At 40.2% G+C, this 15,910-nt stretch carries 15 protein-coding genes; 7 read left to right on the forward strand and 8 right to left on the reverse strand.

Annotated features, from left to right (window positions below):
• Window positions 1–29 precede the first annotated feature (29 nt).
• The 5 genes from FA047_RS14045 to htpG all read right to left on the reverse strand — a co-directional run bounded on the left by FA047_RS14045 (window position 30) and on the right by htpG (window position 6,295).
• A complete protein-coding gene (locus FA047_RS14045; RefSeq protein WP_136836714.1) occupies window positions 30–716 on the reverse strand; it encodes a DUF4397 domain-containing protein in 687 nt (228 codons plus the stop codon).
• Window positions 717–833: 117 nt separating this feature from the next.
• Window positions 834–1,553: a hypothetical protein gene (locus tag FA047_RS14050; protein WP_136836715.1), complete on the reverse strand. Its 720-nt coding sequence runs from the start codon at window positions 1,551–1,553 to the stop codon at window positions 834–836.
• 21 nt (window positions 1,554–1,574) lie between these two features.
• Complete coding sequence (locus tag FA047_RS14055; protein ID WP_136836716.1) at window positions 1,575–2,486, reverse strand: tetratricopeptide repeat protein; 912 nt, start codon at window positions 2,484–2,486, stop codon at window positions 1,575–1,577.
• A gap of 144 nt (window positions 2,487–2,630) precedes the next feature.
• On the reverse strand, window positions 2,631–4,223 hold the full coding sequence (locus tag FA047_RS14060) for a hypothetical protein (protein ID WP_136836717.1): 1,593 nt from the start codon (window positions 4,221–4,223) through the stop codon (window positions 2,631–2,633).
• A gap of 182 nt (window positions 4,224–4,405) precedes the next feature.
• Window positions 4,406–6,295, reverse strand: coding sequence for a molecular chaperone HtpG (gene htpG / locus FA047_RS14065; RefSeq protein ID WP_205943317.1), 1,890 nt, complete (start codon window positions 6,293–6,295; stop codon window positions 4,406–4,408).
• A 141-nt stretch (window positions 6,296–6,436) separates the two neighbouring features.
• On the opposite strand from htpG, the gene FA047_RS14070 reads away from it, so the two are divergent.
• The 5 genes from FA047_RS14070 to def all read left to right on the forward strand — a co-directional run bounded on the left by FA047_RS14070 (window position 6,437) and on the right by def (window position 10,975).
• Window positions 6,437–7,417, forward strand: coding sequence for a DUF2157 domain-containing protein (locus FA047_RS14070; RefSeq protein WP_136836718.1), 981 nt, complete (start codon window positions 6,437–6,439; stop codon window positions 7,415–7,417).
• Window positions 7,414–8,580, forward strand: a complete 1,167-nt coding sequence (locus FA047_RS14075) for a hypothetical protein (RefSeq protein ID WP_136836719.1) — start codon at window positions 7,414–7,416, stop codon at window positions 8,578–8,580. The genes FA047_RS14070 and FA047_RS14075 overlap by 4 nt, the downstream gene beginning before the upstream one ends.
• A gap of 58 nt (window positions 8,581–8,638) precedes the next feature.
• Entirely contained in the window at window positions 8,639–9,070 is a 432-nt protein-coding gene (locus tag FA047_RS14080; protein ID WP_136836720.1) for a hypothetical protein, read from the forward strand.
• Window positions 9,071–9,105: 35 nt separating this feature from the next.
• The gene (locus FA047_RS14085) at window positions 9,106–10,335 is read left to right on the forward strand and encodes a M16 family metallopeptidase (protein ID WP_136836721.1); all 1,230 of its coding nucleotides are present in this window, start codon (window positions 9,106–9,108) and stop codon (window positions 10,333–10,335) included.
• Between the two features lie 85 nt (window positions 10,336–10,420).
• Window positions 10,421–10,975, forward strand: a complete 555-nt coding sequence (gene def, locus FA047_RS14090; RefSeq protein ID WP_136836722.1) for a peptide deformylase — start codon at window positions 10,421–10,423, stop codon at window positions 10,973–10,975.
• Here the strand turns inward: def and FA047_RS14095 are convergent.
• The 3 genes from FA047_RS14095 to FA047_RS14105 are packed head-to-tail and all read right to left on the reverse strand — an operon-like array spanning window position 10,972 to window position 13,025.
• Window positions 10,972–11,613, reverse strand: a complete 642-nt coding sequence (locus FA047_RS14095) for a hypothetical protein (protein WP_136836723.1) — start codon at window positions 11,611–11,613, stop codon at window positions 10,972–10,974. The two genes, def and FA047_RS14095, sit on opposite strands and share 4 nt — an antisense overlap.
• Window positions 11,614–11,668: 55 nt before the next feature.
• Window positions 11,669–11,914 carry a NifU family protein gene (locus tag FA047_RS14100; protein WP_136836724.1) on the reverse strand — a complete coding sequence of 82 codons (246 nt, stop codon included), beginning with the start codon at window positions 11,912–11,914 and terminating at the stop codon, window positions 11,669–11,671.
• A 34-nt stretch (window positions 11,915–11,948) separates the two neighbouring features.
• Entirely contained in the window at window positions 11,949–13,025 is a 1,077-nt protein-coding gene (locus FA047_RS14105; protein WP_205943318.1) for an Mrp/NBP35 family ATP-binding protein, read from the reverse strand.
• A gap of 204 nt (window positions 13,026–13,229) precedes the next feature.
• On the opposite strand from FA047_RS14105, the gene FA047_RS14110 reads away from it, so the two are divergent.
• Window positions 13,230–15,329 (forward strand): biosynthetic peptidoglycan transglycosylase, encoded by a 2,100-nt coding sequence (locus tag FA047_RS14110; protein WP_225872740.1) that lies wholly within the window; start codon window positions 13,230–13,232, stop codon window positions 15,327–15,329.
• 9 nt (window positions 15,330–15,338) lie between these two features.
• Window positions 15,339–15,896 (forward strand): hypoxanthine phosphoribosyltransferase, encoded by a 558-nt coding sequence (gene hpt, locus FA047_RS14115; protein ID WP_136836726.1) that lies wholly within the window; start codon window positions 15,339–15,341, stop codon window positions 15,894–15,896.
• Window positions 15,897–15,910 lie beyond the last annotated feature (14 nt).

Genomic DNA, 15,910 nt, shown 5'->3' on the forward strand with positions numbered 1-15,910 from the left:
TCATCCAAATAGAACCGGCCCGGGTTGTGCTACAGTTTGTGCTCTGAAACAACAACTCCAATTTTAGTATCATCCGTTGCGGCAACTAAGCCTTTTACCCAGATGGTATAAATTTTACCTGATTCTATTTTAACGTCCGCAATCGATGTTGCTAATGCACCTCCAGTTGTGTTTTTAACATTGAAGGTCACTTTGTCTGCAGCATCAATTGTTTCAAAGGTACTATACTCTTTAAATAACTTGTTAGTAAATAGGTCAGTATCTTTTCCTGCGATACTCAGATTTAGCGCCGGGGCATCCGGGCTCAGGTTGATAAAGCGCACTCTTGCCTTACTTGCGGCAGGTTTTGTAAGGTCGTCTTTTAGCAACAGGAATTTCAGGGCATCAAATTTATCGGCAACAAAAAGTGAATATCCTGTCTGAGGTTCAAACGTCAGTTTTTCAGTTACTACACTAGCCTCAGCACCTTTTTTCTTGATGGTTACCTGTCTCTCTCCCGAGTATACATTCAGGTATTCTATTTTATTACCAAATGCAAAATCAGCTTGATTGGCCTTGTTGGTACCAACATAAAAATCCAGTTTTTCAGTTGTTGGTGAAGCATGGTAAACACTTACTCCTGAGATCGGTTGAGGCGTATAATTATCGTCATCTTTTGAACATGATGCAAGTGCCATTGACAATGTAACGGCGGCAATTAAAGTCTTAATTTTCATGATAATCTTATTTGTACTTTTTTAAAGGTTATGAAACAATAGGTTAATGGCCATTAACTCTTTTTCCCTTTAAACGACATAAGATTTGAAAACGCTACAACACCATCAAATTTATGCTCACCACTTTAAAATTGAGGTATCCAAAATCACCCTAAAACAGATCAGCAGCTGATCTGTTCTGGACTCCTTTACATTAAAGCTATAATCAGATCCGGCTTCCGGGCTTACTACAACCGTACTTTCATCAACATATTTTGCTTTGGTTCCCATGAGGTATTGCACACCGATCCCTAATATGAGCAGATCGTCTACCACAAGGTGGTTCAACCCTGCGCCCATGCCATAATTAAAGGCTACATCGCTGAACCTGGTTTTTCTATAGCCGTGGTCGTTGGGGCCCGAATTCCAGGGATTTTTGCTGAGCACTTTATTTTTTATAGACTTTATGCCGCCGATTACCTCGAAGTAAGGGTTGAGCTCTGTCTCAGGAGTTCTGTTTTGATACCTGAATACCGCATTCCAATTATAGATATTGTTGGTAATGGTCAGCTTTTCCTCCATGCCCTCCACCCCAAAAGGACGTTCCTGCTTTATCTTCCCATACCTGAGCCATTGATATTGGGGGCCAATGAAAATATTAGAATTTTTTCCGAAAGCGCGGATCAGCATGCCCGCCCCCAGCCCTCCTGCTACGGCCTTTGTGTTTTTTCTGAACTGTCCCATTGGGATTCCGATATGAGGAACCCCAAGTTCAATAAATGAGCCGGTTTGGGCCATCCCGCCTAAAGAAAAGAACAACAGGATTAGGCTTAAATGATATTTTGTTTGTATTTGCATCGCTAGATAAAATGAGAGTAATTACTGGTTGACAAGTACTTTGAGTTTTTCTGATTTGACGAGATCTTTTAATGCCTGTTGTTTCTGAAGTGCATTCCCTTTCTCGCTAATGAGTCCCCGGTTTGTATAAAATTGCGCCTTATCCGGCGATAAAGAAATGGCTTTGCTGAGATCAGAAACAGCGCCGGACAAATCATTATTTGCAAATTTAATGAGGCCTCTTTCGTTAAAAAGAACAGCTACATCTGGATTAGTCGCATTTTTTACCAGGTATTCATCCAGCAGTTTAATGGCATCTACCGATTTGCCCTGAGCTAAAAGCAAGTTTGCTTTTCTGAAAATAATGGAGATTCCGTTTTTCGCGGCATAGTTGGTGATGTCTTTAAATATCTGAACTTTCGTTTCATCGCCATCTGCAGAATTATACCCGGCTTCTACTGCCGCTAATCTCTTTTTCAAGGTGGGGTAGATGGAATATTCTGCTTCCGTATCATTTGCTGGCTTATATTTACCGTCATCCAGTCTTTTTACAAAAAGCAAAGCATCTTCTAATGTACTTCCAGGGAGTTTACTCAAGACAAATCCACTAAAAAAATCAGCCCTCAGTTCGTTTTTTCTTCTCCATGGATTATCGAAGCTTTGGGTAGTATGTTCGAGCAACTGGTGTCCAATTTCATGGGCGATAACGCCATATGCAAACCACTTTTCTTGTGCGGCGGTTCCCTTCATTGAGTTGAAGAAAGCAGGATTGAAATAGATCCATTTCATGTTCATACGGTCAGTTAATGCTACAGCATTACAAACTGCATCGCAGCTTTTTATGGAATAGTTTAAAGAAAAATCCTCTTTTGCTTCTTTTTTAATGTAATCCATAATGCCATCAAATACCTGGTATGCACTGAGCGAAGCTGCGCTTGACTGTTTACTGTTCATCAGCGGGGAGTTTCCGCATTTACTTAGGATGTAATCCTTTTTAAAGAGCAATACAACGAGCATGCGTTGTCATCATCCGCTTGCGCAAATAGTCTTGTAGAGGCTAAAAGCAATAGCCCAAACAAATACATTTTTCTATTCATTTTATTTGGAGCTTAGGTTGTAAGTAAGAGAAAGAAAATAACCAAACCTGTCAAAGTCTGACACAGGCACGTCTGTAGGTGCCGTGCTTTTCACGATTATTTGTCCTTCCTGATATTTGTCACCGATCAGGCTTGTTTTCGTTAATGTAACCCCACCACTTAAAATAAAGCGCTGATTTTTGCCTGCTATCAGTGATGGCCCCAAATGAAAGTTAACTTTAGATGCATTTTTAATGCTAACACCAAAACTCAATGCCGGCTGAAGCTCTGTTCCTGACCTGGTATAAACATGCATTAATGCCCCTATAGATGGGAAGAACTTGTTTTTTGTATCATTTCTGGTGATCCTTGATTTGTCTGGCTCGCCATCTACATCGTCATACCTGTAAGTTTGGTCAATGAAACTGTTTCCTCCGAAATTGACAAAAAATCCGGAGCTAAAGTTGATTTTCAGCCCTTGTTTAGATCGTATTTTAATGACGTACGATTTGGCGACAGGACTGCACACAACGTCATTCTTAGGCTTTATGTGTATGATGAATTTTGTTTCGTCTACTTCCAGCTCTTGGGGGGTTATGTAAACCGTATAATTACTTTCATTGACATAATTATAGCTATCTGTCACTGATTTCAACGTGGTAGTCTCAAAATTTGTTATTTTCTTGTTGAGCGCAACGATGTCCGCATCCTTAAAGGCGGCCGTATAACCGGAGAGAATCACACGCAATGCTACAGCTTTATCTGTCATTTCCTTTTTTACTCCGGCATCAGATACCGCACCAGCTGTGGCATTTACTGATTTGATAAATTGATCAAGATCCGTAGTCAATGCCTTTAAACTGGCCTCAGCGTAATGAGTAGTAACCAATTGATATTCTTCCTGACTTTTATCATAAGTTACTTTAAGGTAGTTTTTGAGTATCCTGCCAATAGCTATCTGGTCTTTTGAGGTGAATTCAGCAAATGAATTTCCGCTAAGACCGAGCCTTTGGCTTGCGTTTCTGGCAACGAGGTAATCATAGGTTAGGTCCATTGTTTTGTCTCTGATCTTATCATAAGCGGTATTGCAGAGTAATTGCAAGTCGTTTAAGTTACTATAGAATAGTGTTGTTCTACTCAGTTCATTATAGTACTCCTTATAGAGTCCCAAGGATTTTAGTTTATCTACCCTGGTAAATAGAGCGAGGTATTCCTGATTAAGCTTGGTAAAATCAGCTTTACTAAGGGTTTTTCCTCTTATTGGGCTGATTCCGGCAATCACTTCATCATCTAAAAAAGTTCCGCTTTCCCCAGCCAATCCTGCCGCTGCATCATCTGCTTTTGGTAATTTGATGTCCGTAAACATGGCAAAAATCGCTGGTTGATCTGATTTAAAGTCAAATGTTTGTACATTATTGGTAATATCGACCAGCTTCTTATTGACATTGATAATCTTAATACCGACGAGATTTTTCGAAGATTCGATCGAATTATAGGTTATCGGAGAACTGGTGAGGTAGTTAATTTCTATGTACCTGATTGAATTTTGGTCTGATTGCGCGTAGCAAAACGTCACAGAGAGAAAAGAGAGGGCAATAAAGACGATTAATTTCATGATTAAAAATTATTGGTTATAATATATAGAGTTATTAATGGCAATATTTTTATACAAAGAACTCACGAAATTTAACTATTAAAACAATGCATGGCAATCCCCTAAAGTGGGTATTTTATATTTACATAAAAAAGCCCGCTGTACTTTCGAACAGCGGACTTCTTTATATAAGGATATTGCGCTTAGATTAGCGCAACGCTTCTGCTCACAAATTCAGTAAGCTCAGCTCCAGTCAGCATCCCCTGAGCCAGCAAAGCAAGATCAACGGCTTGTTTTGCCAATAAGGCCTGATCTTCTGATTTATCTGAGGCCAGGATCTTTCCAATCAGCTTGTGATTTCCGTTGATAGCTACTTTATAGCTATCAGGCATATTGCCGTAAAAGCCCATGCCGCCACCCATAGCTGCCATGTCTTTCATGCGACGCATAAACTCATCCATAGTTACAGTAACAGGCAGTTCTTCAGGGTTCAGTCCAACGATCTCCACATTATAACCTGGCCTGGTAATGGCCTTTTCAAAGATTTCCTTTACCTGCTTAGACTGGTCTTCTGAAAGTACTGATTCGTGGTTTTCATCTTTGTCGATCAGCTGACTTGCCACACTAGAATCCACTCGTTTTAATGAAGTCTTTTCCAGTTTCTGCTCCAGCTGACTTACAAAATGGTTATCGATAGGTGAATTCATCAGCAATACGTCGTAATCTTTCTTATTGGCCGACTGTATAAAACTGTCCTGTTTAGCAGGGTCATTGGCATAGATATACACCAACTGTCCGTTTTTATCTGTTTGAATATCTTTTATTTTGTCACGATATTCGTCAAGTGTGTAATGCTCCTCTTTAGTATTGGTAAGTAAGGCAAAATCTTTTGCTTTATCATAGAATTTCTCTTCGCTCACCATTCCGTATTTTACAAACAGACCGATATCTCCCCATTTCTCTTCATAGCTTTTACGGTCTTTGTTGAACAGCTCCTGCAATTTATCTGCAACCTTTTTTGTGATATAACTATTGATTTTTTTCACGTTGCTATCTGCCTGAAGGAAACTTCTCGAAACATTCAATGGAATATCCGGTGAATCAATCACACCGTGCAATAACATTAAAAATTCCGGTACGATGTCCTTTACCTCATCAGTAATGAACACCTGGCGTGAGAACAATTTGATTTTGTTGCGCTGGAATTCGTAATCATTTTTAAGCTTAGGGAAGTATAAAACTCCGGTAAGGTTAAATGGATAATCTACATTCAGATGGATCCAGAATAAAGGATCTTCTGAGAAAGGATACAATTGCTTATAGAATGAAAGGTAATCTTCGTCTGACAAATCTGCAGGTGCTTTTGTCCAGATTGGGTTAGTGGTATTGATGATGTTATCAACCTCAACACTTTTAGTTTTAGGTTTTCCCTCTTCATCCTCCCCATCAGGTTCCTGTTCAGTCTTGGTTCCAAACTTTATTGGCACCGGTAAAAATTTACCATACTTATCCAGAATTTCTTCCAGTTTATGGTTTTCCAGGAATTCCTCAGACTCCGCATTGATGTGTAAAATGATATCCGTTCCACGTGTGGTCTTGTTGCCGTCTGTAATTTCAAATGAAGTACTTCCGTCACATACCCAACGTGCAGGTTCTGCACCATCCTGGTAAGATAATGTCTGGATCTCTACAAGATCAGCCACCATGAAGGCCGAATAAAAGCCTAAACCGAACTTTCCGATGATTTCATTGGCATCTTTGGCATCTTTAAATTTCTCAACAAATTCACTTGCTCCAGAGAAAGCTACCTGGTTGATATATTTTTTAATCTCATCTGCAGTCATGCCCAAACCGTTATCGCTAATGGTAATCGTTTTGGCATCTTTATCTACCGCAACTTCAACTAATGGGTTGCCCAGCTCTCCGCTGTATTGTCCAAGCGCAGCAAGGCGCTTAATTTTTTGTACCGCATCAACGGCATTGGAAACGAGCTCTCTTAAAAAGATCTCATTGTCTGAATACAGGAATTTCTTGATGATTGGGAAAATGTTCTCCGTGTGAATGGATATGGTTCCTTTTTCTTCTATGCTCATATGTTAACTCATTTTTAAGTACATAGCCAAGCTATCAATGCCCATTCCAATTTGTTTTTGTTGTCAAATTGACAGACATGCAAATTTCTCCGTCTTCTTTTGTATACTTGAGTTATCCTATGATTAAAACGCAATCAAACTATGAATACGCAATACAGCAAAAGGCTGCTGGATGAAGGCCTCATCACACCTGAGTCTTATAAAAAGATAAGGCAAAAACAGTCAAACCTTTTGTTTTCCGTACACTGGGAAATAAAGACGGTTCTATACCTAGGCGTCATGTTGCTCAGCACAGGCCTGGGAATTCTGATTTATAAGAATATTGACACCATTGGGCACCAGGTTATCCTATTGATGATCGCTGCGATTTCCGCCGGTTGTTTCTTTTATTGTTTTAAACACAAAAAGCCTTTCAGCAAAGCGCAGGTAAAATCTCCGGGATCTCTTTTTGATTACATCCTGTTATTGGGATGTCTAAGCTTTTTAAGCTTCCTTGGATACCTACAAGTGCAATATGGTGTTTTCGGACAGAATTATGGCCTGGCGACTTTTATTCCTATGCTGGTACTGTTTTATGTAGCTTACGATTACGACCATCTGGGAATTTTGAGTCTGGCTATCACCAACCTTGCTTTGTGGCTGGGTGTAACCGTAACTCCTTTTTACCTGCTTTATAAAAATAACTTCGATAGTGAAAGAGTGATCTATACCTATTTCGGTATTGGCCTCCTGCTGATTGGTGCGGCCCATTTGTCAGAAAAATTTACTTTTAAAAAGCACTTTAGATTTACTTATCTACATTTTGGGGTGCATATGGCTTTCATCTCATTATTATCAGGGTATTTCTACAATTACGAACAACCGTTGTCAATAGTTTGGCTTTTTATGCTGTTCATTCTCGCCTTTTACTGCTACACTGACGCCGTGAAGCATAAATCTTTTTACTTTATACTTCTGGTGGTGCTCTATAGTTATATTGCTTTAAGTGTGGTGGTTGTGCGTGGCCTGATCACAATGGACAGCGAAGGCGCCCTTTATATTGTATTCCTATATTTTATTGTTTCAGCCATCGGAATGGTGCTGGTATTGATCAACCTCAACAAAAAATTTAAAGCAAAATGATCGCTTATCATAAAATCTGGCTATATAACCTGCTGGTTCAGGAGCAGGTTGAAAAAGAATACAGAACCGGCAATTTAACTGATGCGGAACTGAAAAATGTTATGGAAAAGTACCCTGTTGGATTTTACACCCCAAATGTATTTATCCGTGTGGGGCTGTTTCTGTTAACCTGTGTCATCATCTCATTTGCATATGGATTAGTTACCCTGATCCTGATCGACACTAAGCTAATTGTAAAGCCCGGATACTTTTTATTTCTTGGAGTTACGGTCTACATCGCACTTGAGTTTGTGATTAAAAACATGAACCACTTTAGATCAGGTGTAGACGACGCCCTGATCTGGATCTCTTCAGGATTGATCTTATCTGCTTTCTACCTCTATACAGATGCACAGGATATGAGGCAGCAGGACCTAGCTATCGCGGGCTTCATGGTTGTATTAGGTTGCTATTTCAGTCTCCGATTTGCAGATGTCTTAATGACTGCGGCCACATTTCTGTCGTTTATTGCATTTATATTTATCCTGTGGAACCAGATTCCGGGATGGGGACTGATCACAATGCCTTTTTTAATGATGGCGATAACCGCAGGAAGCTATCTGCTGTGCCGCTTCGGCAGGCATAAAGCAATAACCGTTCATTATTCCAATTGCCTGATAGCCCTGCAGGTACTGAGTTTACTCGTATTGTACCTTGCCGGCAATTACTTTATAGTGCAGACACTTGGCAGTGATATTGCATCTGATAAAACGCCACAGGTTCCTTTCGCTCCTTTCTTTTGGACATGGACCATTGTTCTTCCGTTTATATACATCGGCGCCGGAATTAAAAAGAAGGATGTAACACTGCTCAGGACAGGATTGCTTCTGGTGGCCGCAGCAGCATTCACCTTCCGTAATTACTACCATTTAATGCCGATAGAAGCTACATTAGCCCTTATAGGCGCTACATTGTTATTGGCGGCCTATGGCATCATGAAGTATTTAAAAACACCAAAGCATGGCTTCACCTATGAAATCGTTGACGAAGAAAACATAATGGATAAACTGAAAATAGAATCGCTGATTGTTTCTGAAACATTTTCAGGAACTCCGGCAGCAGCCGAAGGGACACGTTTTGGCGACGGTAATTTTGGTGGTGGAGGAACAAGCAGCAATTTTTAAATACACATATACACGCTAATTTTATTTTTCTAATATGAATTCCTCTAAACTAAAAACAATGCAGATTATGCATATTGCCTTCTGCATCGCAGTTTTCAACTTCGCCCTTGTTGCTTTTTTCCTGGTTAAAGACAGCATACATCTAAATCTTAGATTAGAGCAACCAACGCCTCTTTTTCCGATATTCCCTATAATTGCTGTGCTTGCTGTCTTTATAGGATCTTTTTTATTTAAAAAACAGCTTAACGGTGTAACAGATATACCTTCGGCAGATGATAAAATAGCAAAATACCAAACTGCATTTTTAATCCGTTCGGCTATTTTAGAAGGTGCCGCACTAATGAATACCGTTGCGTTTTTAATGACCTCCAATAGTGTGTTTTTGCTGGCCGCGGCTTTCCCTTTTTTATTTCTTTTAATAAGCAGGCCGGCAAAACAGCAAATCATCGATGAATTAAACCTGACCTATCCAGATACTGAAAAATTATAACCGCATGATATTTTTCTGTGTACCTTTGCCCGCTAATGGAATATAACGTTCATACTTTACCAAACGGCATCCGGCTACTCCATGTGCCTTCAGCATCTGCGATTTCTCATGCTTGTATCATTGTAAACAGCGGTTCAAGAGACGAAAAGGAGGATCAGGCTGGCCTGGCACATTTTATAGAACACCTGATTTTTAAGCGCACAGAAAAGCGTAACACCAACCAGATCTTAAACAGACTTGAAAGTGTTGGTGCCGATCTTAATGCCTATACAACCAAAGAGTACACATGCATTCATGCCTCGTTCCTTAATCCTTATCTTGACCGGACATTAGAACTGTTCAATGACATCGTATTTCACTCCATTTTTCCGGAGGACGAAATGGATAAAGAAAAAAGTGTGGTTCTGGATGAAATTGCTTCTTATCTTGACCAGCCCGAAGAGGCCATCTACGACGACTTTGAAGACCTCGTATTTGAAGGTCATGCTCTTGGAAGAAACATCCTGGGAACGACAGAAAGTGTTTCAGGAATCACAAAAAAGGACATCCTGCAATTCATAAAAAACAATTATCATACAGATCGCATTGTTATTGCTGTACTGGGGAACTATGGACTGAATAAGGTTGTAAAAATAGGAACAAAACACTATTCGGACATTCCGGCTAACCTGCATACCCCTTCAAGAATAGCTCCTGAAAAGGCTCCCATAGTCATAAAGACATTGAATAAGCCCATTCAGCAAGCCCATGCGGTCTTGGGGATGCAGGCGTACTCGCTTCATCATCCCTACAAAACGGGCTTATTGCTGTTGAATAACCTGCTTGGGGGTACAGGAATGAGCTCTATTTTGAACCTGCAGATTAGGGAGAAATATGGCATAGCTTACACCATAGAATCGGGTTATAGCCCATTAAGTGATACCGGCATTTTTACGCTATACTTTGGAACAGACAAAGAAAAGGTAGATAAAGCATGGTCTTTGATTTTTAAGGAATTCAGGAAAATAAAAGATCATCCGCTTACTGAGGTGCAATTACAAAAGGCTAAAAATAAGTTCATCGGGCAGATTGCCCTTGGCGAAGAGAACCGGATCGGTTTAATTATATCTATGGCTAAGAGCCTGATTGACTACGATAGAATTGACGACTTACAGACCGTTTTCAATAAAATACAGCAGGTGAGTACCACAGATATTGCCAATATTGCTAATGAAATGTTAGATGAAAGCAATTTGAGCGCCCTAACTTTTTATCCTTTAGGGTAATATTCGTACTTTTGTACTATGAAAGATCATGAGGTGAACAGCATTCATGATTGCTCAGCAACTATTAACAGCATAATTAATTCTGATGAAATTACCAATTGTAGCTTACGGGGACCCAGTTTTAAAGAAAGTGTGTACTCCTATTGAAAAGGATTACCCTAACTTACAAGTACTGATCACCAATATGTTTGAAACCATGTACCATGCCAGCGGTGTTGGTTTGGCGGCTCCTCAAATTGGGCTTCCAATCAGATTATTCATTGTTGACACTGGTGCGGATGATAAGAACCGCTATAAAAAGGTGTTCATCAACGCAGAAATCCTGGAAGAAACGGGAGAATTATGGGCTTTTAATGAAGGTTGCCTCAGCATTCCTGACATCAGGGAAGATGTAATGCGTAAGCCAAATGTGCTGATCAGTTATTATGATGAGAACTGGGAACTTCATGAAGAAGAAGTAACAGGAATGCCCGCACGCGTGATTCAACATGAGTATGACCATATAGAAGGTACATTATTCACGGATAAGCTAAGCCAGCTTCGTAAAACAATGCTAAAAAGTAAGCTGACTGCAATTTCCAAAGGGAATATCAAGGCGGATTATAAGATGCGTTTCCCTAATCAGAGCAAGAAACGTTAGTTCTCTGCACTGCGGCTCTGGTCGCCTTTGAAGATGTTCTGCATTAGTTTTCCCCATGCAAAAGGATTTAACAAGGGATTGGTCTGCACCATGTTTTTGTTTAAAGCCCTGTCGTGGTTAAACCTGAAATTTGTACCTGAGATTTCTCCTCCGTCTCTCGGCAGGGTCTGAATCATCCCTGTGAGGCTCTGTCTGGAAAGGTTTTTTGCTGCGATGGAATAATCATCATCTGCAACTTTCATTGCCATAAAAGCCCTTGTAAATTCTTCTACCGTAGCCCAGGGATACACCCTCACCATAGGCAGGTTTACGATCTCTGATTTCATCTTAATCATAGTCGTGAACTTAGTCTCATTGATTACTGCAGGAATCACAAAGACATAATCTCTGTAACCCACAGCAGTGTATAGAATGCTATCGCCTGTACGCGCTGTGAAAGAGAAAAACCCTTTATAATTCGCGGCATACTTCTGATTATTATTGTTGAGGTTAGTCACGGTTACATAAGGCACAACATTGCTGCTATCCACATCGGTAATGATTCCCGAAAACTGGATGAGTTTCTTTTCTTTAGTTATCTGCTGCGCAAATAATGAAGAAAAGAAAAGAAGCAATATAATGGTTAGCGTATACTTCATTATACAATAATAGCGCTATTTATAACAATTGACTTGTTAAATTGTGTTAAAAAGCCTATACTGGCTCGGCGAGGTTAACCGCAACAACTGAAGTGATTTCAGGAACAGCTTTCATGATGGCCTGTTCAATACCGGCTTTCATGGTCATAAAGCTCATTTTGCAAGATCCGCAATTGCCTAATAATTTTAATTTAACCACTTTGTCTTCCGTAATCTCTTCTATTGCAACGTCACCACCATCTGCGATTAAATAAGGGCGAATGGTTTCTAATGCCTGCTCAACTTGTTCTGTTAAATTCATTGGTTATATTTTAAAGTATAAAAATAGTAAAAATTTATGACTTAGCAGTTTGCGCATTACTAATCGCTATCTGCTGTGCTACTTTCCCGGCGATTTGTGCAAATGCGGCAGAGATGATATTGCTTGTATTTAAAGCAATTGGCTCACCTTTATCCCCCGCTTCTGAAATGCCCTGTACAATAGGGATCTCTCCTAAAAATGGCACATCAAACGAACTTGCAAGGGCTTTACCTCCATCCTTTCCAAACAAATAATATTTATTGTCAGGCAATTCTTCCGGAGTAAAGTAAGCCATATTTTCGATTACTCCTAAAACCGGGATATTGATTCCTGGCATTTTAAACATTGCCAGCCCCTTACGTGTATCTGCCAAAGCAACCTGCTGTGGTGTGGTAACAATCACAGCCCCGGTAATGGGGAAGCCCTGAGTGATGGTAATGTGGATATCTCCTGTTCCCGGAGGAAGATCTACGATCAGGTAATCCAATTCACCCCAGTCTGCATCATTAAATAATTGCTTCACCGCATTCGAAGCCATTGGTCCGCGCCATGGCACAGGCTGGTCGGGATCGGCAAAGAAACCGAGAGAAAGTAACTTTATGCCATACTTTTCTATTGGCAAAATCAATGTTCTTCCTTCTTCTGTTTCCCTTGCACTTGGTTTTGCACCTACCAGATCAAACATGGTTGGTACTGAAGGCCCGTAAATATCTGCATCTATCAGTCCTACCTTAGCGCCATCGGCGGCCAGCGAAACTGCAAGATTACTGGCAACAGTAGACTTGCCAACCCCTCCTTTTCCAGAAGACACCAGGATGATGTTTCGGATATCTTTCAATTGATTCGTATCCATAGGCTTTGTAACCCTGGCCGTGATATTGATCGTTATTTCTGCATCCCGACTGACAAAATGCTTTATTGCATTCAGGCAGGCATTTTTCAACATGTCCTTCATAGGGCATGCAGGGGTAGTTAATTCCAAGGTAAAGCTGATCTGCTGATCGGCTATTTTTAAATCCTTAATCATATTTAAAGTCACCAGATCTTTTTTAAGATCAGGGTCTTCAACATTTCGAAGGGCAGCTAGAACTTGTTCCGGACTAATAATCATTGCCCAAAATTAACAAAACAAGGCCACAATTAATTGACTTTAGGGTTTTTAAGTGTAATTTTAACACGAAATAAACATTTGCGTTTTACGTTTAGCATTAAATATCTAATTTACAGCATGCATCTTCCAAAAGTTAACATCCCTAAAAAATACCTAAAGATTGGAGCGTGGGTTTTAGGGGTCTTTATTCTGCTTTGTATTGTTATGGGATCTATCGCGTATGCCAAGAGGGAAGCGCTTTTGAAAAAAATGATGGCCAAGGCGATCGACAAAGCCGATAAAAGCTATGGCTTGGATGTAAAAATAGGTGAGGCCGGCTTTAGCGGCCTAAGTACGGTACACATGAAAAACATTTCTGTGGTGCCAAAAGACAGGGACACATTAACCACGATATCTGATATGATAGTGGGTGTGAAACTGTTCCCGCTGATTTTTGGCGATGTAAAACTTGCCCAGCTGATCCTCAATGACGGCAAAATAAATGTGGTGTTCAGGGATTCTTTGAGCAACCTGGATTTTATCCTCAAACGCAAAAAGAAAGACAATCAGGAAAAGAAAGATAAAGTAGACCTCGCCGATCTTGCACACAACTTGCTGAATCAGGTCCTTTATAAAATCCCGGATGACATGGAGGTTAAAAACCTCATGTTAGCCGTTAATGATAACGATACTGCCCATTTATCTTTTCTAACGACAACGGCGACCATTGATGGGGGCGACCTGCAATCTACGATTAAGGTAAATGACACCGAAGCAACATGGCATGTTAACGGCACCGTAAAACCTGGCAAAAAACAACTGGATGTTGTGTTATTTGCCGACAATAAAAAGGTTGAACTGGATTACCTGAACAATAAACTTCACGCGAAATTCAGCTTTGATACCGTCAGAACCGAAATGAAAAATGCAGATTACAGTGGTGATGATTTTAAGATCGAAGGCTCCTGGTCTGTAAAAAACCTACTCATTAATCACCCTAAAATTGCATCAAATGACATCATTGTCTCAGACGCGAAGATTGAGGCAAATATGCTTATAGGCCCAAATTATGTGGCACTGGATAGTAGCTCAACTGTATTTTTAAAAAATGCGAAGATTCATCCCTATCTAAAATATACCCTTTCTCCGAATAAAATATATGAAGTCAAGCTGCTTGCTCCAGAACAGGATGCACAGGAAGTACTGAATTCCTTTCCTCAGGGGCTATTTGAATCTCTTGAAGGACTTAAAGTAAGCGGAAAAGTAAGGTATGACCTCGCCTTTTATCTTGATTCCTCGCAACCAGACAGCGTTAAGTTTACTTCGGGTCTTACCCCTACAAACTTTAAGATCCTGAAATGGGGCAAAACCAATCTCCAAAAGATCAATAAAGAATTTGTGTATACTCCATACGAAAAAGGAAAGCCTGTAAGAAATATTGTCATAGGCCCCTCTAATCCCAATTATACACCTTTATCTGAAGTATCCAGCAACTTTAAAAATGCCATATTGACATCTGAAGATCCGTCCTTTTTCTCTCACAAAGGGTTTGTTCAGGAGTCCATAAGAAAATCTTTTGCAGTGAACTTTAAAGAAAAACGCTTTGTGCGTGGCGGAAGCACAATATCCATGCAGTTGGTGAAGAACGTTTTCCTGAGCCGGCAAAAAACACTTGCCCGCAAAGCGGAAGAGATTTTAATTGTCTGGCTGATAGAGAACAATCACCTGATTAGTAAGAACAGAATGCTGGAAGTCTACTTTAACATCATAGAGATGGGACAAAACGTATACGGGATTGGAGAAGCCACCCGCTACTATTTTGGAAAAAACCCTTATGAATTAAATATTGGTGAAGGTATTTTCCTGGCTAATATTGTTCCGAGACCAAAGATTGCGCTATATAAGTTCAGGGGTGACGGAGGGCTTAAAGATTACCTGTATCCTTATTTCAAATACATTGGCAACATTATGGCAAAGAGAGGACTTACTGGTCCGGATACGAGTGGGTATGGATTTTACAACGTCCATCTACGAGAGGGCCTGAGACAATACCTATTGCCTGATTCTACTTCGATTGATACGAATGCTTTTGACAGCGAAGACCCAATGCCTGTTATTGAAACTCAGGATCAGTCTAAGACACTGTTTGACCGTCTGTTTGGTGGTGGGTCTAAAAAGGACACGCTTTCCAAATCTCCTGTAAAAGTTGATACGGTGAAAAAGACGAGAAAAGAACTTAGGGAAGAGAAAAGAGAACAGCGCAGGAAAGAAAAAGAGCAGGAAAAATTGCAGGAAGCTCAGAAAAAGGAATCAGCCCAACCCTAATATAGATATATGCATAACATACAGGTAGCCGACAAAGCATTCGAATTGCTTCTTGAAAATGACAACATAGCAAAACGCACACGCCTGATTGGCATTCAAATCAATTTGGATTATGAAAATCGCTGCCCGATATTTATTGGCGTCTTAAACGGGAGCTTTTTATTTATGGCAGACCTGCTGAAAGAAATTAATATTTCCTGTGAAATTGGCTTCGTTAAAGTTTCTTCCTATAAAGGAACGGAGAGCAGCGGCACGATAAAACAAACCTTCGGACTACCAGAGGATCTGCATAATCGTGACGTCATTATTGTTGAAGATATCGTTGACACCGGTTTTACACTCAAATATATCCTCAGCGAAGTCTATAAACAAAATCCGGCATCTGTTAAAGTTTGCTCTCTTTTACTGAAGCCAACGGCACTGCAAACACCAATTGACGAGCTGGAATATGTTGGTTTTGAGATCGCTAATGAATTTGTAGTGGGCTACGGCTTAGACTATGATGGCCTGGGCAGAAATCTGATAGACATTTACAGGGCCAAAACTGTTGCGCCTAACTTACCTTAATCCGATATTTTTTT

This window comes from Pedobacter frigoris, from assembly GCF_005116445.1.
GTDB classification, from domain to species: domain Bacteria; phylum Bacteroidota; class Bacteroidia; order Sphingobacteriales; family Sphingobacteriaceae; genus Pedobacter; species Pedobacter frigoris.